The organism is Rheinheimera soli (genome assembly GCF_031457405.1).
In the GTDB taxonomy this organism is placed as follows: domain Bacteria; phylum Pseudomonadota; class Gammaproteobacteria; order Enterobacterales; family Alteromonadaceae; genus Pararheinheimera; species Pararheinheimera soli_A.
In genome coordinates this window covers 1-23,992 of record NZ_JAVDWR010000024.1, presented here as the reverse complement: position 1 = coordinate 23,992, position 23,992 = coordinate 1, and the positions used below count along the sequence as shown (strand labels likewise).

The following is a 23,992-nucleotide window of genomic DNA, read 5'->3' as shown; positions in this document are numbered from 1 at the left end:
TCGGGGCTTCTCTATTTTAGAATTTAAGATTTTAGACTTTAAGTGCCTGAGTAAACCAAATGAACCAAGCTATCCAACAACGCCTGCAGCAGCTCAAAGATCAACTGGCTTTTCATAACCACCAGTATTACGTGCTGGATAATCCAAGCATACCGGACGCCGATTACGATTTGTTGTTTCAGGAACTACAGCAGATAGAACAACAAAATCCGGAACTGGTGACTGCTGATTCTCCCACTCAGCGGGTTGGGGCTGCGCCTTTAAGTAAATTTGGTCAAATCAGCCATCAGGTGGCTATGTTGTCGCTGGATAATGCTTTTGATGCTGATGACTTTGCCGCCTTTTACAAACGTATGGCAGACAGAATAGATGCCAGCCGTGATTTTGAATTCTGTGCCGAACCTAAACTGGATGGCTTAGCTGTCAGTATCCGTTATGAACAAGGCCTGTTGGTACAGGCTGCTACCCGTGGTGATGGTTTTACCGGTGAAGATATTACCAGCAACGTGAAAACCATCCGGGCTGTGCCATTAAAACTACAGGGCGAAGTGCCGGCCGTACTGGAAGTTCGGGGTGAAGTGTTTATGCCTTTGGCAGGTTTTGAAGCAATGAACGACAAAGCCAGAGCCGCAGGCGATAAAGTCTTTGCCAACCCACGTAATGCGGCTGCTGGCAGCTTACGACAGCTGGACCCGAAGATCACTGCCAGCCGTCCTCTGATGTTTTATGCGTATGCAGTGGGGGCTGTGGACGATGCTACTCAACTGCTAAACAGCAAAAGCCATTATGCACGCTTACAGCAACTCAAAGGCTGGGGTGTGCCTGTTTGTCCTGAAATTCGTCATGTCACAGGCTTACAGGCTGCTTTAGATTATCAGCAGAGTATTCTGACTAAACGTTCAGCTTTACCTTATGAAATAGATGGTGTCGTGCTGAAGGTGGATGATTTAGCGCAGCAGCAAGCTTTAGGTTTTGTTGCACGGGCACCACGTTGGGCTATAGCTTTTAAATTTCCGGCCCAGGAAAAAACCACCACTTTAGTGGATGTGGAATTTCAGGTCGGCCGCACTGGTTCTATTACTCCAGTTGCGCGATTAGAGCCAGTCATAGTGGGCGGTGTCACTGTCAGTAATGCCACTTTGCATAATCAGGACGAAATTAATCGTCTGGGTGTCAAAGTGGGCGATACCGTCATAGTGCGGCGGGCTGGGGACGTGATCCCACAAATTGTTTCTGTAGTCTTGGAACAACGTCCGCTGGACGCTCGTGACATCCAGTTTCCGACGGTTTGCCCTGTTTGCCAGTCCAGCATAGAACGAGTGGAAGGCGAAGCCGTAGCACGCTGTACAGGCGGTTTATTTTGTGCCGCGCAGCGAAAAGAGGCGCTCAAGCATTTTGTCTCGCGTAAAGCCATGGATATTGAAGGTTTAGGCGACAAGATCATTGAACAATTAGTGGATCAGCAACTGGTGAAAACACCAGCTGATATTTTCCGCCTGGATATGCCCGCTTTAGTAGGCCTTGAGCGTATGGGCGAAAAACTTGCACTTAAGTTGTTGAAATCCATAGCAGACTCTAAAAAAACCACCTTGCCACGTTTTATTTATTCTTTAGGCATCCGGGAAGTTGGCGAAGCCACAGCCCTTAATTTAGCCAGCCATTTTGCCGCTTTGGATGCTGTGCAACAAGCCAGCCTGGAACAGCTGTTGGAAGTGCAGGATGTGGGTACTGTTGTGGCAGATAATATTCAGCATTTTATGGCAGAAGAGCACAACGTGGCTGTGATCCAGCAATTGATTGAGGCCGGTATTCATTGGCCTGTGATTGAAAAACAGCAGCAAGGTGAACAACCTTTAGCGGGTTTAACTGTGGTGCTAACCGGCACCTTAACCAGCATGGGGCGGGATGATGCCAAAGAGAAACTACAGCGTTTAGGGGCTAAAGTATCGGGTTCTGTCTCAGCTAAAACCTATGCGGTCATAGCCGGGGATAATGCTGGCTCCAAACTTGCTAAGGCTACTGAGCTGTCAGTGCCTGTCTGGACTGAACAACAAATGTTAGATTTGTTTCAACAACATGAGCTGAATTAATATGTCAGAGTTTTATCCTTTATTAGATAAAAACGGTTTGCTGCGCATTCCGCTGCGTTTTTACGCTGTTTTGCTGCTGCTAATGCGACCTTTTATTGTCTGGATCATAGCGCTGACTATGCCGGAAGGGGGGGACAGATTTTTGGCGGCCATTTATCCAAAAACCAATGATTTTGCCACAGCCTGTCTTATTGCTTGTCCTTTGTTACTGGTGGTGATGGCTTTAAGTCAGCGCAAAGAAAAAAGCCACAAAGCCTGGTTCAAAATTTGGCAGTATGGTCGTTGGATCATGCTGGTGGTGGCTTGCGCTGATTTAGTGCATACCGTTAGCAACTGGCCAAACTATATGATTCTGAAATCCCCGCAGATGCTGGCGGTACCCATGTTCTTGCTTTCCAGCATTATGTGGTTGTACAGCAGTAAACAATTGAAGCTGATCAGCAAAGAATGGCCGGAATCCAAAGCCGTTAAATAGCAATTTTCTGCTGGCTTTGTAACTGTTGCCAGCGTTTTTGCTGTTCTTCATTTAATTTGGCTTTGGACAGCATCACCTCACATTGCAGGCGCAATTGTTCGGTTTGAATCGAAGGGTCAATGTTTTCTGTCGATCGCAGCGATTGCAGCAAGTTAAGCGCTATACCCACATTACCCGGCATAATACGAAAAGCCTGAATAAAGGCCGTCAGAGCCTGCTGCCACAGGCCTTTTTCATAAAGTTCTACGGCGTTGTTGTTAAATTCCCGTGGACCCATAGGTAAGCTCTCACGCTCCTGCTGCTCTTGTTGCAGGTAGGTAATAAACACCGGGTCGGCATTTTTCAACTGGTTAGCATCTTGTGTCAATTGGCGCAACAGCTCACGGGAACTGCTGATTAAGCCTACTTCATGCAAAGCTTTGGCTTTATCCAGAATATCTTCAGGCCCCTGAGTCACAGGGCTTTTTTCCAAAGCTAATAACAGCTGTTTGGCTTTTTCAATCTGATCTTTTAAATAATAAATTCGCGCCTGTACTACCACTTGCTGCTCTTCTTTACGCAGCTCAGGAAATAACTGCCGCATATTGGTTAAGGTGTCATTCGCCATTTTAGACAGCCGACTGGTTTGCTCTTCTTCATTCACACTTAAAGCGTAATCAATCGAAGCGCGAGCCAGATTCAAATACAAATCAGGCTGCTCATAAATAGAGAAACGGGCAAAACGTAATAAGTCTTTAGCGGCTTTAAACTGATGTTCATAGTCATGCGTTAAGCGTGACAGGTGCATCAGCTTTTGCTGGCGCATTAAGTTACGCGGCGCCATATCAGCCGCTTGCAGCAGTTCAGACTGGGCCTTTTTATACATTTGCTGGCGCAGATGAATGTCTGCCAGTAAATCCAAAGCCGCCAGTTTCATATCCGCTTTATGCAACAGAGGTTGCAGCAGGGCAGTGGCTTCAGAGTAACGCTCACGTTGAATTAAACAGCGCGCCAGCCCCAGTTTTGCCCACTGTGAATTTTCATTATGCACCATGCTGCTATAAAACTGCTCAGCTTCTGTCCAGCGGCCAGCTTGCTGCAATATCTCGCCTTTGATTTTAAGCAACATCAGGTTGTATTTGCTCTGATAACCCTGCTCCAGCCATTGATCCAATAATTGCAGGGCTGGCTCGGTTTTTTTCTGATCCATCAGGCTATATAAAGGGCGGAACAAGTTCTTGCGTTGCACAGTGCGGTCGATACGGGATTTTAAATCTTTAATGGCGTATGGTTTCACCATAAATTCATCAGGCTGTAACTCTAAAACGCTATGCACCAGACTGGGATCTGTCTCAGCACTGATAAAAATAAAGCCAGTGCTGTGGCGGAATAAATTGCGGGCTTTGAGCTCCTGATACAGCTGATAGCCGTCTTTACCATTTAAATTAAAGGAGCAAATGATTAAATCAAAAGCTTTGTCCTGGCACAAAGTCAAAGCAACAGCAGAGTTTTCTGCGTAGTGGAAGCTGGAATAGCCCAGAGTTTCTAAAGCATAACGCAGATAATTCTGGGTTAATGGCTGCTCATCTACGACCAGAATTTGGATGTCTTTATTAAGTTTTACTGCCATAAATGCATCAGACACCTATTATCATTTCTATCAAATATAGCGACTAAACAGGTAAAAAGCTGCAAATTTTTTAAATGAATTCAATGGCTAATATTTTTCTGATTTAGGAAAATTATAAATAAGTGAAAAAATGGTAAAAATATAATATGCAAGGTGATTGGAAACAATAGGTTAGGGATTTTGGTGTTCTAAAGAAGGAAGTGGTGGATGCTACTGGGATCGAATTAGCGAGTCCTGGGTTTTGTAGAGAGAGCGATGTTTTTCTATAGAGGGGGTGGGTGATGGTGGATGCTACTGGGATCGAACCATCGAGCCTATTCTTTGTGAAGAGTGGCGATGTTTTTCTTTAAAGGGGATGGTGGATGCTACTGGGATCGAACCATCGAGCCTGTTCTTTGTGAAGAGTGGCGATGCTTTTCTTTAAAGGGAAGATGGTGGATGCTACTGGGATCGAACCATCGAGCCTATTCTTTGTGAAGAGTGGCGATGTTTTTCTTTAAAGGGGATGGTGGATGCTACTGGGATCGAACCATCGAGCCTGTTCTTTGTGAAGAGTGGCGATGCTTTTCTTTAAAGGGAAGATGGTGGATGCTACTGGGATCGAACCAGTGACCCTCGCCTTGTAAGGGCGATGCTCTCCCAGCTGAGCTAAGCATCCTGGGCATAACAATATGATTACAACGATTCATCTTTCAGATATTTCACTTTAAAAGATGGTGGATGCTACTGGGATCGAACCAGTGACCCTCGCCTTGTAAGGGCGATGCTCTCCCAGCTGAGCTAAGCATCCTGGGTGTTTTGTTTTACATCACTTACTTGTGAAGAAAGAGATGGTGGATGCTACTGGGATTAACCAGCCGCAGCCTCTTCTTTGTAAAGGGTGGCGATGCACTCTTTAAGAATATGGTGGATGCTACTGGGATCGAACCAGTGACCCTCGCCTTGTAAGGGCGATGCTCTCCCAGCTGAGCTAAGCATCCTGGGCATAATAATCTGACTACAACGATTCATCTAAATTGATGGTGGATGCTACTGGGATCGAACCAGTGACCCCCGCCTTGTAAGGGCGATGCTCTCCCGGCTGAGCTAAGCATCCATCGTGTGGTCGGCGGTCATTATAGGGGGCTCGGTTTTTGTGTCAATAATATTTTTAGCTTTGTGAACTGTATGCTGTAAAAGTAGCCAGTTAAATCTTTTCCTGCACAGCAGCTTCGGCCGTGCAATCACAGCTTCGCATTGGTACAATAGCGCCCAATTTTTTGGCCTTCAGTGGATTCATTATGTCTATAGTTACTCGTTTCGCGCCAAGCCCTACAGGTTATCTGCATGTTGGTGGCGCCCGTACTGCGTTATACAGCTGGCTGCATGCCCGGAAAACCGGCGGTACTTTTATCCTTCGTATTGAAGATACCGATTTAGAGCGTTCATCGCAGGAATCTGTGGATGCCATTTTAGAAGGTATGGAATGGTTAGGTCTGGATTATGACGACGGCCCTTATTACCAGACCAAACGTTTTGATTTATATAAAGAAGTAGTTGCTCAGCTGTTGGCAGAAGGCAAAGCTTATAAATGCTTCTGCACTGTTGAAGAAGTGGACGCTATGCGCGAAGCGCAAATGGCTGCAGGCGAAAAACCAAAATACAACGGTATGTGGCGCGACCGTACTGATCACCCAACGGACAAGCCTTATACCATTCGTTTTAAAAACCCGCAGGATGGCGTAGTGGTGATTGATGATTTAATCAAAGGCCGCATTGAAATTGCCAATGCTGAGCTGGATGATTTAATCATTGCCCGCAGTGACGGCACTCCAACTTATAACCTGACCGTAGTAGTTGATGACTGGAAAATGGGTATTACCCATGTTATTCGAGGTGATGACCATGTTAACAACACACCACGTCAGATGAATATTCTGGCTGCTTTGGGCGCTGAACTGCCTAAATACGCCCACGTTCCTATGATTTTAGGTGACGACGGTAAACGTTTATCCAAACGCCATGGCGCAGTAGGTGTGATGCAATACCGTGATAACGGTTTCCTGCCAGAAGCTTTGATCAACTATTTAGTGCGTTTAGGCTGGTCGCATGGTGATCAGGAAATTTTCAGCAAAGAAGAACTGATCCAGCTGTTTGACTTAAGCGACTGTAACCGTGCGCCTTCGGCTTTTAACACCGATAAGCTGATTTGGTTAAACCAGCACTATATGAAAACTCTGTCACCAGACTACGTTGCCAGCCATTTAGCCTGGCATATAGCCGATCAGAAGCTGGATATCAGCACTGGTCCGGCGCTGACTGAACTGGTGAAAGTACAGGCTGAACGGGTGAAAACCTTAAAAGAGCTGGTGGAAGTCAGCCGTTATTTCTACGAAGACTTCAGCGAATTTGAAGAAAACGCCGCGAAAAAGCACTTACGTCCTGTGGCTGCAGAACCTCTGGTTGCTGTTAAAACTAAGCTTGAAGAGCTTCAGGATTGGTCGGTAGAAGCTTTACATAAAGCCATTAACGATGCCGCTGAAAGTTTAGGTTTAGGTATGGGCAAAGTAGGTATGCCTTTACGTGTGGCTGTAACAGGTGGTGGTAACTCGCCAGCCCTTGATGCAACTCTGGCACTGATTGGCAAAGATCGTGTGTTAAAACGCATCTGCATGGCACTGGAATACATTAGCAACAGAGCTGGCGAGCAATAATTGTAGGGGCGACCTTTAGGGTCGCCCGTCTCTGGTTAAATACGATGGCGGTAAGGGTTTATCCCCGCCCGTTTTGCGTCAAAATTTTCTTCAGCAAGGCTGCATTCATCTGCAGCTGTCAGAATCATCTTCATTTTATTTAGAAGGGTTATACAACATGCGTTTAGTAGTCGCATTGTCAGCGGTACTGTTGTGTTCAGCAGTCTCTGTTCAGGCACAGGAATTTCAGAAAAAACATGGTGAAGAAGAAGCTGCTATTCCGCCTTGGGGTGGGGATATCGAAGTGGGGGTGGTATTAAGCCGTGGTAACACAGAAGCCACAGCTGTTCGGACCAATGCTGAGTTAAAACATGAGCTGGATGATTTCCGTAATAAATACTATATCCAGACTCTGTTACAACGAAATACCCAAACTAATAGCGCTACCGGTGAGCAAACAGATAACACCACAGGTCAACGTGTTGGCTTGACTGCACAAAGTAACTATAAGTTTTTCCGCTCGGACAGCAGTTTGTTTGGTCGTGGTGCTTATTTAAATGACCGTTTTGGTGCCTTCCGCGAACAATCATCAGTAGCTGTAGGTTATGCCAACCGCTTGTACGAAGAGGGGCCAAACTACTTAGATTTCGAAACTGGTCCTGGTATGGCGTATGACAGATCATCCAAAGGTGAAAGTAACTCGGGTATGATTTGGTACGCCGCAGGTAACTTTGAGTATCATTTCTCTGAAAACAGTAAGTTTAAACAAACGCTGGAATATGCGATTTCGTTAGATGGTCACAATACCAGCTATACCAGCCGTAGTGCAGTGACTGCGCAAATTAATAACCAGCTGGCGTTGCGCTTAAGCCTGAATGTGAAGTATGACTCGGATGTAGGTGTGAATAAGAAAAGCACAGACTCTGAAACTGCAGCTTCAGTGGTGTATTCGTTCTAAAGAAAAAGGGATCTAATGCGATCCCGCTTCATCGATCACCCTAAGTAATTGGAGTTGCAGCGCGACGTCATTGTAGGGGCGCGGTTTATCCGCGCCCGACCCGACACCAAACCGATGTCGGGCGAGAACCTGAAGTCAACAAAGCTGCGGTTTCAAGAACGACGGGTGATTAGTGCAATACCCTGGCTCTCAAGGTCCCCGGAATCGACTTTAACTCATTCAGGGCCAGTTCGTGGTCCAGTGAATCGATGTCGATCACCACATAACCAATTTCTGCATTGGTTTGCAGATACTGACCCGAAATATTGATGCCGTGTTTGGCAAAAGCTTCGTTGATTTTGGTCAGCATACCAGGCTGGTTTTTGTGGATATGCAATAAACGTGAACGGCCTCTGTGTTCTGGTAACGACACTTCAGGGAAATTTACCGCTGACAAGGTAGAACCGTTGTCGCTGTACTTCACCATTTTGCCTGCTACTTCAAAACCGATATTCTCCTGCGCTTCCTGAGTAGAACCACCAATATGTGGCGTCAGGATCACATTGTCGAATTCGCGCAGCGGTGATAAGAATTCTTCATCATTGCTGGTGGGTTCAACCGGGAATACGTCAATAGCAGCACCGGCCAGTTTTTTCGCCTGCATCACTCTGGCTAAAGCGTCGATATCGACCACAGTGCCACGTGAAGCGTTGATCAGAATGCTGCCTGGTTTCATCAGGTCGAGTTCAGCTTCGCCAATCATATTTTTAGTCTGAGCTGTTTCAGGCACATGCAAAGTCACTACGTCTGAAGTTTTCAGCAAAGTACCAAAATCAACTTGCGTGGCATTGCCTAATACCAGCTTGTCTTCGATATCGTAAAACTGCACACGCATACCGATGTTTTCCGCCATGATGCTCAGCTGAGTACCAATATGGCCGTAGCCGATAATTCCTAAGGTTTTACCACGGGCTTCAAAAGACTGAGTAGCAGTTTTTTGCCAGACACCACGGTGGGCCGCCGCATTACGCTCCGGAATACCACGCAGCAACATAATGATTTGGCCTAATACCAGTTCAGCCACAGAGCGGGTATTGGAAAAAGGTGCATTAAATACCGGAATACCACGCATCAGCGCTGCGTCTAAATCGACCTGATTGGTACCAATACAGAAGCAGCCCACAGCAGCCAGTTTAGTGGCGGCGTCCAGCACTTTTTCCGTCAATTGGGTGCGTGAACGAATACCAATAAAATGCACGTCACGGATTTTCTCAATCAGTTCAGCTTCATCCAAAGAGGTTTTCAAATACTCAATGTTGCTGTAACCCTGATTCTTAAAGCTTTGCACCGCACTTTGGTGCAAACCTTCCAGTAACAGGATCTTGATCTTGTCTTTGGGCAGCGAAAATTTTTCCATTTTACTTCTCTTTAACTTGTTGCAATTTAAATTCAGTCCACTGGGTTTCAATTAAGGACCAGGGTACCTTGCGCCGTTCCCACCAGAACTATATCTGCCGCGCGACGGGCAAAAATACCATTAGTGACTACGCCAACCAGGTTATTGATTTGTTGTTCTAATTCTTCTGGCTCTGTAATTTTCAGGCCATGCACGTCTAAAATAATATTGCCGTTGTCGGTGACTACATTTTCACGCCAGACAGGGCGACCGCCTAATTTTTCCAGCTCACGTGTGACATAAGCGCGGGCCATAGGAATGACTTCAACAGGTAAAGGGAATTTGCCAAGCACATTCACTTGTTTGGTTTGATCAACAATACAAACAAATTTTTCGGCTACAGCCGCCACAATTTTTTCGCGGGTAAGCGCAGCGCCGCCGCCTTTAATCATATGGTTTTGCGGGTTAATTTCGTCTGCGCCATCTACGTACACGCCAAAACTTTCCACGTCGTTTAAGTCCAGTACCGGAATGCCTAAAGCTCGCATTTTTTCTGTCGATTGCACTGAACTGGAAACCGCACCTTTGATCTGATCTTTGATAGTGGCCAGCGCATCAATAAAGTGATTGACGGTAGAGCCTGTGCCCACGCCGACAATAGTCTGAGGCGCTACATAATCCAATGCTGCCCAGGCGGCATTTTTTTTCATCTGATCTTGAGTCATAGGTGGTCCGGAGTTTTTTAGCCACGTTTAGCCATACAGACGGATATTAGCCGAAAAGGGGGATCCGGCAAAAGGGGCAAAAGGCAAAAGAACGGAAAGAATTTTAGAATTTACTTATTGTTCACTAAAACAGCGGAATTTGGTTGGAGTACAGATGGCTGGAAGGGGAATATCCCATGCTTCCACTGGCACTGATTCCACTTGTTGGCAATCATGGGCTAAGCCGATTAGCTTTGGCTTTGTTGCAGCAGAATCCAACTGGCTTAAGGTTCTGTCATAAAAACCACCGCCCATACCCAAACGCTGACCTTCAGAGTCAAACGCCACTAAAGGCGCAAAAATCAGATCCAATTGGTCGACAGGGCACAATAAGCTGCAGTTTAGCTCTGGCTCGCCTATACCAAACTGATTGGGTTTTAACTGAGAGTCAGGGGAGTAAAGCTGAAATACCAGATAGCCAGGCACCACTGGATGCAACAAGGGCAGGTAAAGAGTTTTGCCTAACTGCCATAAGGAATTAATAAGAGGAGTTGTATCCAGTTCACCGTCATTGCTCAGGTATAAGGCTATATGCTGAGCGTGCTGCACTTCAGGGCGAGGCAGCAGTTGCTGCACCAAATCAAAGCTGGCCTGTTGCTGCTGCTCTGCAGATAACGAACGGCGCAAATTACGAATATGCTGACGAAGCTGTTGGCGTGAAGTCAAAACACTGAACCTGAAGATCAAATATAAACCGGACTATAAAACAGAAAGGGTTAGCTGCAAAGCTGCGGTTTTAACAACGAAGAATTTGTAGGGGCTGGGCTTGTCCCCGCCCGCATTCAAATACATGCTGGAAAGAACAAAGGATTTATCCGATAAAAGGTTCTCCGAATTGCCGTGTCAAGTATCAGCCCTTGAACCTAAGGTTCAAGGCGGGAGTCAGTTTGTCACCGTAGGCTTCTCGGTACGAGCCGAGCCTGCACAAAAGCAACAAGAAGGAGCCCCTAAAGTAAAACAATTATCGGCTCAGGGACATCTACCTAATCACTGACAACTCAGAGAACATGGTAAGTATAACACCAGCTTTTTGATTATTCCGCCTTCTTTTTCACTTCCACGAGCTCATTGCACAAATTTAGCGCAATCATCAGCAAAACATCTTCATTCATATGCACACCGGGTTTAAATTTTGTACTGGCAACCCGTTGTTCTAATTCATCAATGGCATTTTGCAGCCGTTGCTCCTCGCCTGGAGGGCAGGCAACTTTTAATACCCGGCCTAAAACTGAAATAGTTAATTGCTTAGGTTTTGTGCTGACAGCAGGTTTTGCAGCAGGTTTTTTCACTACAGCTTCGGCTGGTGGTGGGTCAACTGGACGAAATTTACGTAAATGCATGATAGTTCCCTTATGGCCTGCGATTGGAGCGTCCATCTGTTGGCGGGCAGAACCAGCAAATGGTAGGATAGCAGCCTTGAAAAGTCGCTTGGGCCGAAAAATTATGACGACAGAAAGTTTTAAATCTTACGATCACTGGACCAGTTTGCTGGATCAATCTTACCTGATGGCGTCGGCCGCCGAAGTACATGGCTTGATCGCAGGTTTGCTTAGTGCCGGTGTGAGCGCAGAACCGGCGAAGATTTTACCAGTTCTGCACGACTTCTTAAATGACGGACAAGCCTTATCTGCCCCTGTTAAAGCAGATATTTCGGATTTAATTATACAAACCTCTGAATCTTTGGCACATACCGACTATTCCTTTGCTTTATTGCTGCCAGGTGACGACGATTCGCTGCCGGAACGGCTTGAAGCCATGGTGGAATGGACCCAGTCTTTTTTAGTGGGTTTTGCCATTCAGCAAACCGACTTATCCATTTGTTCGGCCGATGTCAAAGATGCGATAGAAGAGCTGACCGAAATCACCAAAATTGACGTATTTGCTATAGATGACAACAGCGCAGAAAGTAACGAAGAGTCGTACTTTTTAGTGCTGGAGCATATTCGTATGCTGGTACTGACCTGCTTTAACGAAGTAGGGCTGAAATTCAGCAAAAACGAAGTTCAGAATAAAACTTTGCATTAAGAGTCTTTAGCAATGAATTTGAGTATCCATCAGAACAGACGTGAGCGCTTGCTTACATCAGTGCCAAACAACAGCGTAGTTTTAGTGCCAGCAGCTGTGGAATTAACCCGCAGCCGCGACACTGAATACCCTTTTCGTCAGGACAGCGACTTCTTTTATCTGACTGGTTTTAATGAACCAAACGCGCTTTTGATCTTAAGCAAAGATAATTCTGGCAACACTGCTAGTCTGTTGCTGTGCCGCCCGAAAGACCAACTGGCTGAAATCTGGCAAGGCCGTCGTTTAGGGCCGGAGCAAGCCAAAGCCGTATTGGGTTTAGATGCTTTGCCTGTTGCAGAGCTGGATACTGAGCTTTTAAAAGCGCTGAACCAAAAAAACACGCTGTTTTATGCGCAGGGTACTTATGAAGAGTTCGACGCCAAAGTAGCTGCTACTTTAGCCACCCTAAGGCTTTACCCGAAACGTGGTTATGCGGCACCAACAGTGCAACAGGATTTACGGCCTTTGACCGCTGAAATGCGTTTGTTTAAAGACGAAGACGAAATTCATCAGATGCGTCAGGCCGGTTATATCAGTGCCAAAGCGCATAAAAGAGCAATGCAAGCAGCGAAAGCCGGTGTGTGGGAATATCAGTTGGAAGCTCATATTTTGCATGAATTTGCCATGCACGGCGCACGTTTTCCTGGCTACAACTGCATAGTAGGAGCGGGTGAAAACGGCTGTATTTTGCATTACACCGACAACAGCAGTCAGCTGCAGGACGGTGATTTAGTGCTGATTGACGCTGGCGCTGAGTATCAGGGTTATACGGCGGATATTACCCGTACTTTCCCGGCCAGTGGCACATTCAGCCCAGAGCAGGCCGCTGTGTATCAAGTTGTGTTAAATGCTCAATACGCTGCTTGTGCACAGGTGAAACCTGGCAATAAGTTTAAAGATGCGTTGGATGCGGCTTGCTTAGTACTGACCAAAGGTTTACTGGAGTTAGGCATTTTACAGGGCGAGCTGGAACAGCTGTTAAAAGACAACGCCTGCAAAGCGTATTTTATCCATGGTTTAGGCCACTGGCTTGGGCTTGATGTGCATGATGTTGGTGCTTACAAAGTTGCTGGTGAAGAGCGGCCTTTTGCCCCAGGCATGATTTTAACCATAGAGCCGGGCTTATATATTCCAACCGATTCACCTTGCGATCCGAAGTGGTGGGGTCTGGCGGTACGAATTGAAGATAATTTGCTGGTGACAACCGAAGGTCACGACAATTTAACAGACTTAGTGCCCAAAGAAATCGCAGAAATAGAAGCATTAATGGCGCAAGTTTCAGCCTAACTACAGGAAACTTTATGTTGCAGACTCACAGTACAGAACAACCACTGGATCTGGTGATCGCAGGCGGTGGTATGGCCGGCTCTATGCTGGCTTATGTGCTGCTGAGTCAAAACCCTGGATTAAAGCTGGCGATTGTTGAACAAAGTTCTGAATCAGAGCCTTCCAAAGCCAGCTTTGATAGCCGCAGTATAGCGCTGGCTCATGGCAGTGTGGAGCTGCTGCAGCAATGGGGTCTATGGCAGGATCTGCAACAAAGCGGCTGTGCTATTAAACATATCCATATTTCCGACCGTGGCCATTTTGGTAAAACCTACTTAAATGCCGCCGATCATCAGCTCTCTGCATTAGGTCAGGTGATTGAAGTCGAAGCTATAGGCGAAGTCTTGTGGCAAAAATTGAAAGTCTTTACGACCCAAGGCCGTTTAAGCTGGTTTTATAACGATGCTATTGCCGCATTAAAGCCAAGAGCAGAGCTGCAGCACATCAGCCTTAAAAGTGGCGCACAACTGCAAAGCAAGTTACTGGTGATAGCCGAAGGCGGTTTATCACCCAGCCGAAGCTTAGCGGGTTTTGAGCTGAAATCTGATGACTATCAGCAGCATGCGTTGATTGCCAATATTGGTTTAAGCGACTCGCATCAACACAAGGCCTTTGAGCGTTTTACGCCAACCGGGCCTTTGGCTTTATTGCCTTTAACCCGTCAGCGTTATTCGCTGGTCTGGACTTTAACGCCCGAACAAGCGGCGCATCATTTAAACCAACCCGACCATGAGTTTCTAGCTGCATTGCAACAAGCCGCAGGCCATAGGGCTGGGGTATTTAAATCGGTAGGTCAGCGTGTGGTCTACCCCTTAAGTTTAAAGCGGGCCACTGAAGCGGCGCATCATCGCGCTGTATTACTCGGCAATAGTTTGCATAACCTGCACCCTATAGCAGGCCAGGGTTTTAACCTGGCCATCCGCGATATTTTTAGTTTAAGTTTGTTGCTGCAACAGCATCAGGCAGATGCAGGCAACTATGCGTTAACGAGAGCCTATCAACAGGCACGTTTGCCTGATATGCAGCAAGTGATTTTGTATACCGACTCGCTAGTGCGGCTATTTTCCAATTCTTCCCGCCTGATGGGGCTTGGCCGTAATACAGGCTTATTCGCGTTAAACCTTTGTCCTGATTTAAAACAAGCCGTGGCTAACCAGGCCATGGGTCTGAATTCTATTCGCCAGTTAAAGGCGCTTTTAACCAGCGCTTAATGGGATCTTATTACTTATGTTGGATCTGGATATTTGTATCGTCGGCGCAGGCAGTGCAGGTTTAACCCTGGCGCTGCTGTTGGCCGACTCACCGCTTAAAATTGCCGTGCTGGATAAAGACCCGGCACCAGAGCTTGTAGCACCCAGCTTAAAACGAGTCAGCGCGCTCAATCAGGCGTCAAAACGACTATTGAGTCAGCTCGGCGTTTGGCAGGACTTAACATCAGCTGCACCTTATACCGATATGAAGGTATGGGAAGCCGATAGCTTTGGCCGTATCGAGTTTTCTGCTTTGGAACAAGGTTGTGATGAACTCGGCTGGATAGTGGATAACGAACAGCTGCGTTCCGTGCTTTACAGCAAACTGAAAAGCAAAACCAATGTCAGTTGCCTGTTTCAAAGCAGCATTTTAAATATCAGCAATAGCGAACAACAAAACCTGCTGACGTTGCAAGAGCAAAGCCCAATTCTGTGTAAATTGCTGGTGGCTGCTGATGGTGCAAACTCTTTTGTGCGCCAACAACTGCAAATGCCTATCGCGTTTTGGGATTATCAGCATCAGGCTTTAGTGGCACAAATCCGCACTACTGAAGCTCATCAACGTTGTGCCCGTCAGGTGTTTTTACCTACTGGCCCGCTGGCGTTATTGCCATTGGCCGACCCGCATTTAGTTTCTATTGTCTGGAGTACCAGCCCGGAGCAGGCGGCTGAGCTGCAAGCTATGCCAGCTGAGCAATTTAATAAAGCCTTAACAGCGGCCAGCAATTCGGTATTAGGCCTGTTGCAGCTTGAATCAATACTCAACAGCTACCCGCTGAAAATGCGTTATGCCAGCGAATGGGTGCTGAATAAAACCGTGCTGGTGGCCGACGCTGCCCACACTATTCACCCACTGGCGGGGCAGGGTATGAACCTGGGTTTAATGGACGTTGCCGCATTAGCAGAACTAATAAGTCAGCAAATAAGCCACCAAAAGCCAATTAATGAAGAACGTATGCTGCGAAGTTACGAGCGCTGGCGTAAAGCTGAAGCACAAACTCTGATCGCCGCTATGGAGGCCTTTAAACAAGGTTTTGGCCGGCAAAACCCACTACTGAAATTAGTGCGTGGTGTCGGAATGTCGCTGACCGATAAACTGCCTTTCGTAAAACAAAAAATAATGGCTGCAGCTTTAGGTGATTCTGGCGACTTGCCAGCAATAGCAAGGCCTGGCGTGAAGTAACAGGCTGTTAAAAGCCTCTGAATGGCAAGGTTATTTGCTATAGCCTTGCTATTCGCATTATTAAATCTAATCCAAAAGGGGCTGTTGGCCTCTTGCCCCATCGGTTATAATCCGGTTCATCTTAAAAATGTCATATGGTTATAAGCAGATTTCTGTAACTGACTGATGACAGCAAGTCTGAGTGTTTGAAGTTGCATAACGCGGCCTGAAAAGCTCCAGCAGCGCAGGCCAGAATTTATTGTCTGCTTCGGCAGCGAAAAACTGGGAAAAAATACAGATGGCCCAAAAAACAGTGTTATTCGCCAAGCATGTAGAATGTGGCGCAAAGATGGTGGACTTTCACGGCTGGGATATGCCGCTGAACTATGGTTCACAAATTGAAGAACACCACCATGTCCGTCAGGACGCTGGTATGTTCGACGTCTCTCACATGACTATCGTTGACCTGCAAGGGCCAAACACCCGTAATTTCCTGCGTTATTTACTTGCCAACGACGTAAACAAACTGACTGTGTCAGGCAAAGCCTTATACAGCGGCATGTTAAACGAAGCCGGTGGCGTAATTGACGATTTGATCGTGTATTTCCTTGCCGAAGACTTTTTCCGCTTAGTGGTAAACTCAGCCACCCGTGAAAACGATCTGGCCTGGATCAACAAACAAGCTGCCGAATTTAATGTCACTGTGACCGAACGCCCAGAGTTCGCCATGATTGCAGTGCAAGGCCCACAAGCCAAAGCCAAAGTAGCCACCTTATTAACTGAAGAGCAAAAAGCAGCTGTTGCTGGTATGAAGCCATTTTTTGGTGTTCAGGCCGGTTCTTTGTTTATTGCAACTACTGGCTACACAGGCGAAGACGGTTACGAAATCTCTTTACCTAACGAAGAAGCCGCTGACTTCTGGCAAAAACTGCTGGACGCTGGTGTAAAACCAGCTGGTTTAGGCGCTCGTGACACCTTACGTTTAGAAGCAGGTATGAACCTGTATGGCCAGGATATGGACGAAACTGTGTCTCCGCTGGCAGCCAACATGGGCTGGACTATTGCGTGGGAACCAAGCGACCGTAACTTTATTGGCCGTGCTGCTTTAGAACAACAAAAAGCTGCCGGCACTATGAAGCTGGTAGGTTTAGTGATGGAACAAAAAGGCGTATTACGTCACGGCCAAAAAGTTGTGACTGCAGACGGCGAAGGCGAAATCACTTCTGGTACTTTCTCACCTACTTTAGGTTTCAGTATTGCTATGGCCCGTGTACCAGCTTCGACTGGCGACACAGCTGAAGTAGATATCCGTGGCAAACTGGTTCAGGTGAAAGTAGTGAAGCCTAACTTTGTTCGTATGGGTAAAAAAGTAATTTAATCAATACAGTGGCTTGCTTTGTCTGAAAAATAAACAGACAAGGTGAGCCGCCTTAAGCTTGCGGCAAAAGCGTAGCTTCGCTATGTTGTTTGCCAGAGTCAGTCAGTAGACTGGCTGCGGTCTAACCAGCAGATGTTTAAACAGATAACTAAAAGCCACCAAGGTCTGATTTAAGGAATTTAAAATGAGCAACATCCCTAACGAATTAAAGTACGCACCGTCACACGAATGGGTTCGTGACGAAGGCAATGGCGTTTTCACCGTAGGTATTTCTGAGCACGCTCAGGACCTGTTAGGTGACATGGTATTTGTTGAATTACCAGACGTGGGTGATGTAGTTGCTCAGGGCGACGACGTAGCTGTAGCTGAATCTGTAAAAGCAGCATCAGACATCTATGCTCCGGTATCTGGCGAAATCGTTGCAGTAAACGATGCATTAAACGACTCTCCAGAGCTGGTTAACAGCGCACCATACGGTGATGGCTGGATGTTCAAAATCAAGATTTCTGACGAATCTGAACTGGCAGGCTTATTAGACGCCGCTGGTTACCAGAACGTTGTTGACTCTGAATAAGTAGATTCAAAACAATTGTAAAGCCCTGTTCGCACAGGGCTTTTACTTATCGGATAGACGGGCGAGGACAAGCCTCGCCCCTACGGATATCTGATAGAGCAGTGATATACACGGGTTTTGTAGGGGCGGGGTTTACCCCGCCCGCGACAGACCCAACAGGGATCTTAGGTGCCACTGGGCCAAAAGCCTAACCAGCACGTAAACATCCAGCATATTGTTAAGACCATTTAGGAACTTCAAGGCATGACCACTTCAGCTGTGAAAACCCTGTCGCAACTTGCGAACCATCAGGAATTTATTCAACGCCATATAGGCCCGGACGCTAACGAAACAGCAGCTATGCTGGCTGAATTAGGCGTAAGCAGCATGGAAGAGCTGATCGCACAAACTGTGCCTGCTTCCATTCGCCTGCCAAAGCCATTGGCAACTGGTGAATCCACAACTGAAGCGGACGCTCTGGCGTACTTAAAAGCTGCTGCGAACAAAAACAAACTATTCAAAAGCTACATTGGTATGGGCTACCACCCAACACTGACACCAAACGTTATTTTACGTAACGTGTTAGAAAACCCGGGCTGGTACACTGCGTACACCCCATACCAGCCGGAAATTGCTCAGGGCCGTTTAGAAGCTCTGCTGAACTTCCAACAAATTTCTTTAGATTTAACAGGCATGGAGCTGGCATCCGCTTCATTACTGGACGAAGCCACTGCAGCTGCTGAAGCTATGGCGCTGGCGAAACGTGTAGCCAAGAGCAAAGCCAATACCTACTTTATCGCTGACGACGTACACCCACAAACTATTGACGTAGTTCGTACCCGTGCTGAGATGTTTGGTTTTGACGTGATCATTGGCAAAGCCACTGACGCAATCAACCACGACGTCTTTGGTGCTTTATTACAGTACCCATCAACGACTGGTGAAGTGCGTGACGACAGCGCTTTAATCGCTGCCTTACAAGCGAAAAAAGCCGTAGTAGCAGTAGCTTCTGACATGATGAGCTTATTGTTATTAAAATCGCCAGGCGAATTAGGCGCAGACGTAGTATTAGGTTCTGCCCAACGTTTTGGTGTGCCTATGGCTTTTGGTGGCCCACACTCAGCGTTTTTCGCAACCCGTGACGATTACAAACGTTCTATGCCAGGCCGTATCATAGGTGTGTCGAAAGACCGCCGTGGTAATCAGGCTTTGCGTATGGCAATGCAAACCCGTGAACAGCATATCCGTCGTGAAAAAGCTAACTCCAACATCTGTACTGCACAGGTGTTACTGGCGAACATGGCGTCTTTCTTCGCTGTATACCACGGCCCGGAAGGCCTGAAAAACATTGCAGAACGTATTCACCGTTCTGCTGACGTATTTGCAGCTGGCCTGCAAGCCAAAGGCGTTTCATTAGTACACAACACCTGGTTCGACACTGTTACTTTTAAAGTGGCTGACCGTGCCGCTGTTGTAGCGCGCGCTGTGGCTTCCGAAGTGAACTTACGTACTGATATCAGCGAGAGCTTAAGCGTAAGCTTTAACGAACTGACGTCTGCTGCTGATATCGCTCAGTTGTTTGATATCGTATTAGGCGCAGATCATGGCTTAGATGTGACTAAGTTAGACGCTGAGATCGTAGCTAAAGGCTCCAACTCTATTCCTGCTGACTTGGTTCGTACTTCTACCTACTTAACGCACCCGGTATTTAACCAGTACCACAGTGAAACTGAAATGCTGCGTTATATCAAAAAGCTGGAAAACAAAGACTTAGCACTGAACCACTCCATGATTTCTTTAGGTTCGTGCACCATGAAGTTAAACGCTACAGCCGAAATGATCCCTGTGACCTGGCCAGAATTTGGTTCGCTGCACCCATTCGTGCCACGCGACCAGGCTGAAGGTTACTACGACATGATTGGCGAGCTGGCCAACTGGTTAGTAGACATCACAGGCTACGACGCTGTGTCTATGCAACCAAACTCGGGCGCACAAGGCGAATACGCTGGCATGATCGCCATTCGTAAATACCACGAAAGCCGCGGCGATTCACACCGTAACGTGTGTTTAATTCCTGTGTCTGCGCACGGTACTAACCCTGCAACAGCAGCTATGGCGTGCTTTGAAGTGGTTCTGGTAGATTGCGATAAGAGCGGTAACATCGACATGGCTGATTTAAAAGCCAAAGCCGAAGCCGTATCAGACAAGTTAGCCGCCATTATGGTGACTTACCCATCCACACACGGTGTGTTTGAAGAGTCTATCCGCGAGCTGTGTGACATAGTTCACGCGCACGGTGGCCAGGTGTATATGGACGGCGCCAATATGAACGCTCAGGTAGGTATTACCTCTCCTGGCTTTATCGGTGCTGACGTATCGCATTTAAACCTGCACAAAACCTTCTGTATTCCTCACGGCGGTGGCGGCCCAGGTATGGGTCCAATCGGTGTGAAGAAACAATTGGCTCCGTTTATGCCAAACCACGCTGTCGTCAAAATTGAAGGCACAGGCGCGGACAACGGCGCAGTATCTGCAGCACCATTTGGTAGCGCAGGTATTCTGCCAATCAGCTGGATGTACATCAAAATGATGGGCGGCGACGGTTTACGTCAAGCCACTGAAATGGCGATTTTAAGCGCTAACTACATGGCGAAAAAACTGGGCGACCTGTTCCCTGTGTTGTACGTAGGCACCAATGGCCGCGTAGCGCACGAATGTATTATCGACATGCGTCCACTCAAAGAAAAAACCGGCGTGACCGAAATGGACATCGCCAAACGCTTAATGGACTACGGCTTCCACGCCCCAACTATGTCATTCCCGGTAGCCGGCACGCTGATGATCGAGCCTACTGAGTCTGAAAGCAAAGTGGAACTGGATAAATTTATCACCGCCATGACGTCTATCCGCAATGAAATTGCCAGGGTAGAAGCAGGGGAGTGGACTGCAGACAACAACCCACTGCACTTCGCCCCTCACACTATGGAAGATATTTTCGACCCAAGCTGGGACCGCCCATACGAGCGTCAGTACGCTGCATTCCCTGCACAGTACGTGGCAGAAAACAAATTCTGGCCAACAGTCACCCGTATCGACGACGTATACGGCGACCGCAACCTGATGTGTGCTTGCCCAAGCCCGGAAGATTATAGGTAAGTGAAAGGGGCAGTTGTTTCATGACAACTGGCCTCCTAAACTACTTTAAGTCGTTTGGAACTCTGAAACTAAAAAGCGAACCTGTGAGGGTTCGCTTTTTTCTACTGTAAAAGAAGCATATAAACGAATCAAATCAAGTACTAACTTCTATCAAACAAATCATCTACCTCATCAGTACTTGTGGTAGTCAATTGTGGACGATGATTCCGATACTCGCCATCATCATAATAATGACCTCCAAAATAGGTATTAAGCTCACCTTCGATATCACAATTGTGTAATATTTCAGTTACGTTATTGTATTTAGACATAATTCCTAAATATTCAAGCTTTGACTCAATAAGTTCTCTAACTTTAGTATTTGCTTCGTCATAGTCTGCATAAGACATAGATGAAAATGCATCATTTAAGTCGAAGAAATCGGAGGGGCTTTCTGCTAACATTGAGATAACTTTATTCTCCACTTCGTCTAATACTTGACATAAATCTTCCATACTCTCAGGAATTGAAGTAAGTAAAGAGATCATTGCTCGAATCTCTTCGTCAGAATATATTCCATTTATATTATTTTTTGCGAATTTCAGAGCTTCTTGTTGGCTTATTAATTTAATGTTGGCAGCCCACTCGATAACCTCCAGAGCGTAGTCTGTTACATTGTCAGTCCCTTCATTTTGGATGAAACTGATTGCCTTAAGTAAGGCATCTCCGATACGAGCCACATTGTACGGGAGGTTTTTATAGATTGAACACAATGAAGATATATAAATTATGTCGCATTTTTCAAAATTACATGTAGATAAGTGACTTATTAATTGTTCACATATTATCAGTGAATCTTTTTCAGTAAAGTAATTATTATTTATGAGGCTTCGCAACGTAATCAGTGATTGTTCAGTTCGCAAACTTAGTATTGCCCAAAAGATAGATTGATGATCTGATTCATAGCGACGCAAAACATAATCACCTATAGATGGATTGAATAAATTAATAACAGCTGTATTTGGTAATGAAATTGAACGATTAAAAAATGATCCCGTAAGAGTTCTAATGTTTGAATAAAAATCTCTCCTTCCAATTAGGTTATGATTGATTGGTAAGGAAATGTATCTATGGTATGCATTAGATAAGTCTTTTTCTAATATTGCCTTCCCATTTATTACGGTTAGTAATATTAGTGATCTTCCGAAGTCATCTTGCTGTGCGATAAACGCGTTTTCCCAAATTTGAGATGGATTTTCAAGCGCATTTTCAACGAATTGCCAATATTGCTCAGCACTGAAAGTAGTCAACCTTGACGCATCCGTAATATAGCTGATCAGTCGTGGATTGAAATTTCGATGTTTGATTACGATTCTATAACGTTTTTTGAAATATAGTTGATCTATATACTCACTTTCTAGACCAGAGTGCCATATATGGTTATATAGAATATGTGCTTTATCTAATTCAGTAAGAGATGTAATTTTTAGTTCGTGTTCATTGTTTTTAATATTGTTATGTTCAAAACAATCTATTAATAACCTTCCTTGATTAAGTATTGTGCTTCTTGATGTTAGTATTAAGCGTTTGTTTTTGTTGTGGAGGACTCGTCTGATAAACTGAGTTATTGTATTTCCTTCGTGGCCTTTAAGCGCTTCTAGATAATTTCTACCTAAGAAATCATCAAAGTATATTAATTGCTTTGTGTCAGGGTGGAATACCTGTTCAGCTTCGCGAATGTCATCAGAGATTTTAAGATAGCTATATCCGTTGGCAACATATTCCAAACATAAATGTTCAGCTAATGTTGTTTTTCCAACTCCAGGTTCGCCAGTAATAATAACTACACCAAGTCTATCAAGTATTTCTCTAGCTGCAGTATGATTCGACGTTACTACATATTTGGCTGAAGAACGCGCTAATTCTGTCAAGGAGAACTCGCTTCTTCCATGTATTGCATAATTTGAAATATGTGAAATTATAGTGGCGCTGTGAAGCCAGAGTTTGTAATGGCGCTGTTCAATATCTTTGTGTTTGGATAGAATGTCATTTAGATCTTCCTGCCCAAAGATGTCGCTGTCTGACCTAATATATGGAGATAGAGCTGAAGATATTAATTTTTTTTCAGCTCTAGACAGAGGACTTGAGATCGCAATTATGTACCTTTTAGGGCTTATCTTGTCTATTTTAGGCTTCTCAGTGACTTTTAGAGCTCTAACTAACTGAGAAAACGGAGTGGAAATCCAATGTTTACATTGAAGAATTATCTCTTCACCATCCGAGTTGAAGAACCTTCCATCAATACCAGAGTCTTTTCCTTGCTTAAATCTTTCGAACCTGACGTCGAAATGTGAACTCAAAAGATCCGAGCAAAGATTCTCAAATTCTTTATCATTTAATGGCTTGAAATCGTAATTTGACATTGCTCAATATCGCTTGTTAAATCGAAAATCATTATTTTAATAAAGCACGAATTTATAAATTTTACCAAGAGAAAGCTACTCACAAATCATTATAATAACCTAATCATTTCATCAATAGATTGTTTTAACTCCGATTCGGTATATTTGTTGGCTTGCATTGTTATGTTTTCAGGATGATGTATATGGTTCCGAATGAACGACTGCAATGTTGCTGGTCTTGGCGGTAGTGGGACACCATTCTTTTCCTGAATCCACTGTTTATTTGACGCAATACCCTGAGCATTTAGCCATTGGTCAACTGCGGCAAGGTTAGTTAAGTTATTTCGTTCTTGTAAGTATCCATAAAGTTCATTGTGCAAATCAACAGTAGGTAGATCATATGCTTTATAGCTAATTTCGCCCCAAGACGGGCTCCATGGAAACATTGGGGATGTCGTGGCTGGTATGATTCTATTTTTATTATTTACCTTTTTGAAAATAAAAAGACCAGCATCTCTTAGGTTTGGAGATGAAAGCATAAATGGAGAGTGTGTGGTAACGAATACCTGCTTGGTTTTTGAAATAACCATCAAAGCGTCCAATAGTTTTTTCTGCCCTGAAGTGATCTGATCCAGTAGTTCTGTACACCGCGCTAAGTGAGTAAAATCACATAACGAGGTGACGATGACAACTAAAAAGAATCGCAAGACCTATACCGCAGAATTTAAAGCCGAAGCCCTGAAACTGGCCGAGCGTGTTGGCGTGGCCGAAGCAGCACG

At 45.6% G+C, this 23,992-nt stretch carries 18 protein-coding genes, 4 tRNA genes and 1 other RNA gene; 11 read left to right on the top strand and 12 right to left on the bottom strand.

Annotated features, from left to right (window positions below):
* The first annotated feature begins 59 nt into the window (after positions 1–59).
* Positions 60–2,090, top strand: a complete 2,031-nt coding sequence (ligA, locus tag J2W69_RS19200) for an NAD-dependent DNA ligase LigA (protein WP_310281533.1) — start codon at positions 60–62, stop codon at positions 2,088–2,090.
* A 1-nt stretch (position 2,091) separates the two neighbouring features.
* Positions 2,092–2,565: a DUF2919 family protein gene (locus tag J2W69_RS19195; protein WP_310281530.1), complete on the top strand. Its 474-nt coding sequence runs from the start codon at positions 2,092–2,094 to the stop codon at positions 2,563–2,565.
* On the opposite strand, the gene J2W69_RS19190 is transcribed toward J2W69_RS19195, so the two are convergent.
* From J2W69_RS19190 to J2W69_RS19170, 5 genes are all read right to left on the bottom strand, one after another.
* Complete coding sequence (locus J2W69_RS19190; RefSeq protein WP_310281528.1) at positions 2,558–4,174, bottom strand: response regulator; 1,617 nt, start codon at positions 4,172–4,174, stop codon at positions 2,558–2,560. The genes J2W69_RS19195 and J2W69_RS19190 overlap by 8 nt on opposite strands.
* A 582-nt stretch (positions 4,175–4,756) precedes the next feature.
* Positions 4,757–4,832 (bottom strand) — tRNA-Val (locus J2W69_RS19185).
* A gap of 56 nt (positions 4,833–4,888) precedes the next feature.
* A tRNA-Val gene (locus J2W69_RS19180) sits at positions 4,889–4,964 on the bottom strand.
* 114 nt (positions 4,965–5,078) lie between these two features.
* Positions 5,079–5,154, bottom strand: a tRNA-Val gene (locus J2W69_RS19175).
* Between the two features lie 40 nt (positions 5,155–5,194).
* A tRNA-Val gene (locus J2W69_RS19170) sits at positions 5,195–5,270 on the bottom strand.
* A 184-nt stretch (positions 5,271–5,454) separates the two neighbouring features.
* On the opposite strand from J2W69_RS19170, the gene gltX reads away from it, so the two are divergent.
* Positions 5,455–6,867 carry a glutamate--tRNA ligase gene (gltX, locus tag J2W69_RS19165; RefSeq protein ID WP_310281526.1) on the top strand — a complete coding sequence of 471 codons (1,413 nt, stop codon included), beginning with the start codon at positions 5,455–5,457 and terminating at the stop codon, positions 6,865–6,867.
* Between the two features lie 157 nt (positions 6,868–7,024).
* The gene (locus J2W69_RS19160) at positions 7,025–7,804 is read left to right on the top strand and encodes a DUF481 domain-containing protein (protein ID WP_310281523.1); all 780 of its coding nucleotides are present in this window, start codon (positions 7,025–7,027) and stop codon (positions 7,802–7,804) included.
* A gap of 169 nt (positions 7,805–7,973) precedes the next feature.
* On the opposite strand, the gene serA is transcribed toward J2W69_RS19160, so the two are convergent.
* From serA to J2W69_RS19135, 5 genes are all read right to left on the bottom strand, one after another.
* Entirely contained in the window at positions 7,974–9,200 is a 1,227-nt protein-coding gene (gene serA / locus J2W69_RS19155) for a phosphoglycerate dehydrogenase (RefSeq protein ID WP_310281521.1), read from the bottom strand.
* A gap of 47 nt (positions 9,201–9,247) precedes the next feature.
* The gene (rpiA, locus tag J2W69_RS19150) at positions 9,248–9,904 is read right to left on the bottom strand and encodes a ribose-5-phosphate isomerase RpiA (protein WP_310281519.1); all 657 of its coding nucleotides are present in this window, start codon (positions 9,902–9,904) and stop codon (positions 9,248–9,250) included.
* 114 nt (positions 9,905–10,018) lie between these two features.
* The gene (locus J2W69_RS19145; RefSeq protein WP_310281517.1) at positions 10,019–10,609 is read right to left on the bottom strand and encodes a 5-formyltetrahydrofolate cyclo-ligase; all 591 of its coding nucleotides are present in this window, start codon (positions 10,607–10,609) and stop codon (positions 10,019–10,021) included.
* A 157-nt stretch (positions 10,610–10,766) separates the two neighbouring features.
* A non-coding RNA gene (gene ssrS, locus J2W69_RS19140) (6S RNA) lies at positions 10,767–10,951 on the bottom strand.
* A 26-nt stretch (positions 10,952–10,977) separates the two neighbouring features.
* Positions 10,978–11,283, bottom strand: a complete 306-nt coding sequence (locus J2W69_RS19135; RefSeq protein ID WP_008898682.1) for a cell division protein ZapA — start codon at positions 11,281–11,283, stop codon at positions 10,978–10,980.
* A 76-nt stretch (positions 11,284–11,359) separates the two neighbouring features.
* Here J2W69_RS19135 and J2W69_RS19130 point away from each other — a divergent pair, with 76 nt between their 5' ends.
* The 7 genes from J2W69_RS19130 (at position 11,360) to gcvP (ending at position 20,832) form a co-directional block, all read left to right on the top strand.
* Positions 11,360–11,968 carry a UPF0149 family protein gene (locus tag J2W69_RS19130; RefSeq protein WP_310281514.1) on the top strand — a complete coding sequence of 203 codons (609 nt, stop codon included), beginning with the start codon at positions 11,360–11,362 and terminating at the stop codon, positions 11,966–11,968.
* A 12-nt stretch (positions 11,969–11,980) separates the two neighbouring features.
* Positions 11,981–13,294, top strand: a complete 1,314-nt coding sequence (gene pepP, locus J2W69_RS19125) for a Xaa-Pro aminopeptidase (RefSeq protein ID WP_310281511.1) — start codon at positions 11,981–11,983, stop codon at positions 13,292–13,294.
* A gap of 14 nt (positions 13,295–13,308) precedes the next feature.
* The gene (gene ubiH, locus J2W69_RS19120) at positions 13,309–14,544 is read left to right on the top strand and encodes a 2-octaprenyl-6-methoxyphenyl hydroxylase (protein ID WP_310281510.1); all 1,236 of its coding nucleotides are present in this window, start codon (positions 13,309–13,311) and stop codon (positions 14,542–14,544) included.
* Between the two features lie 16 nt (positions 14,545–14,560).
* Positions 14,561–15,766 carry an FAD-dependent monooxygenase gene (locus J2W69_RS19115; protein ID WP_310281508.1) on the top strand — a complete coding sequence of 402 codons (1,206 nt, stop codon included), beginning with the start codon at positions 14,561–14,563 and terminating at the stop codon, positions 15,764–15,766.
* Positions 15,767–16,043: 277 nt separating this feature from the next.
* Positions 16,044–17,123 carry a glycine cleavage system aminomethyltransferase GcvT gene (gene gcvT / locus J2W69_RS19110; protein WP_310281506.1) on the top strand — a complete coding sequence of 360 codons (1,080 nt, stop codon included), beginning with the start codon at positions 16,044–16,046 and terminating at the stop codon, positions 17,121–17,123.
* 184 nt (positions 17,124–17,307) lie between these two features.
* On the top strand, positions 17,308–17,697 hold the full coding sequence (gene gcvH, locus J2W69_RS19105; protein ID WP_310281504.1) for a glycine cleavage system protein GcvH: 390 nt from the start codon (positions 17,308–17,310) through the stop codon (positions 17,695–17,697).
* A 243-nt stretch (positions 17,698–17,940) separates the two neighbouring features.
* Positions 17,941–20,832, top strand: a complete 2,892-nt coding sequence (gcvP, locus tag J2W69_RS19100) for an aminomethyl-transferring glycine dehydrogenase (RefSeq protein ID WP_310281502.1) — start codon at positions 17,941–17,943, stop codon at positions 20,830–20,832.
* Positions 20,833–20,972: 140 nt separating this feature from the next.
* Here gcvP and J2W69_RS19095 read toward each other — a convergent pair whose 3' ends face one another.
* Positions 20,973–23,234, bottom strand: coding sequence for an nSTAND3 domain-containing NTPase (locus J2W69_RS19095; RefSeq protein ID WP_310281500.1), 2,262 nt, complete (start codon positions 23,232–23,234; stop codon positions 20,973–20,975).
* 89 nt (positions 23,235–23,323) lie between these two features.
* Positions 23,324–23,803, bottom strand: a complete 480-nt coding sequence (locus J2W69_RS19090; RefSeq protein WP_310281498.1) for a hypothetical protein — start codon at positions 23,801–23,803, stop codon at positions 23,324–23,326.
* Between the last annotated feature and the right edge of the window lie 189 nt (positions 23,804–23,992).

Excerpts from the sequence above, each read along its gene's own strand:
- pepP (WP_310281511.1), top strand. The coding sequence starts at position 11,981 with ATGAATTTGAGTATCCATCAGAACAGACGTGAGCGCTTGCTTACATCA.
- gcvH (WP_310281504.1), top strand. The coding sequence starts at position 17,308 with ATGAGCAACATCCCTAACGAATTAAAGTACGCACCGTCACACGAATGG.
- J2W69_RS19095 (WP_310281500.1), bottom strand. The coding sequence starts at position 23,234 with ATGTCAAATTACGATTTCAAGCCATTAAATGATAAAGAATTTGAGAAT.
- rpiA (WP_310281519.1), bottom strand. The coding sequence starts at position 9,904 with ATGACTCAAGATCAGATGAAAAAAAATGCCGCCTGGGCAGCATTGGAT.
- gltX (WP_310281526.1), top strand. The coding sequence starts at position 5,455 with ATGTCTATAGTTACTCGTTTCGCGCCAAGCCCTACAGGTTATCTGCAT.
- gcvT (WP_310281506.1), top strand. The coding sequence starts at position 16,044 with ATGGCCCAAAAAACAGTGTTATTCGCCAAGCATGTAGAATGTGGCGCA.
- J2W69_RS19090 (WP_310281498.1), bottom strand. The coding sequence starts at position 23,803 with ATGGTTATTTCAAAAACCAAGCAGGTATTCGTTACCACACACTCTCCA.
- serA (WP_310281521.1), bottom strand. The coding sequence starts at position 9,200 with ATGGAAAAATTTTCGCTGCCCAAAGACAAGATCAAGATCCTGTTACTG.
- J2W69_RS19160 (WP_310281523.1), top strand. The coding sequence starts at position 7,025 with ATGCGTTTAGTAGTCGCATTGTCAGCGGTACTGTTGTGTTCAGCAGTC.
- J2W69_RS19195 (WP_310281530.1), top strand. The coding sequence starts at position 2,092 with ATGTCAGAGTTTTATCCTTTATTAGATAAAAACGGTTTGCTGCGCATT.
- J2W69_RS19135 (WP_008898682.1), bottom strand. The coding sequence starts at position 11,283 with ATGCATTTACGTAAATTTCGTCCAGTTGACCCACCACCAGCCGAAGCT.
- ligA (WP_310281533.1), top strand. The coding sequence starts at position 60 with ATGAACCAAGCTATCCAACAACGCCTGCAGCAGCTCAAAGATCAACTG.
- gcvP (WP_310281502.1), top strand. The coding sequence starts at position 17,941 with ATGACCACTTCAGCTGTGAAAACCCTGTCGCAACTTGCGAACCATCAG.
- J2W69_RS19190 (WP_310281528.1), bottom strand. The coding sequence starts at position 4,174 with ATGGCAGTAAAACTTAATAAAGACATCCAAATTCTGGTCGTAGATGAG.
- ubiH (WP_310281510.1), top strand. The coding sequence starts at position 13,309 with ATGTTGCAGACTCACAGTACAGAACAACCACTGGATCTGGTGATCGCA.
- J2W69_RS19115 (WP_310281508.1), top strand. The coding sequence starts at position 14,561 with ATGTTGGATCTGGATATTTGTATCGTCGGCGCAGGCAGTGCAGGTTTA.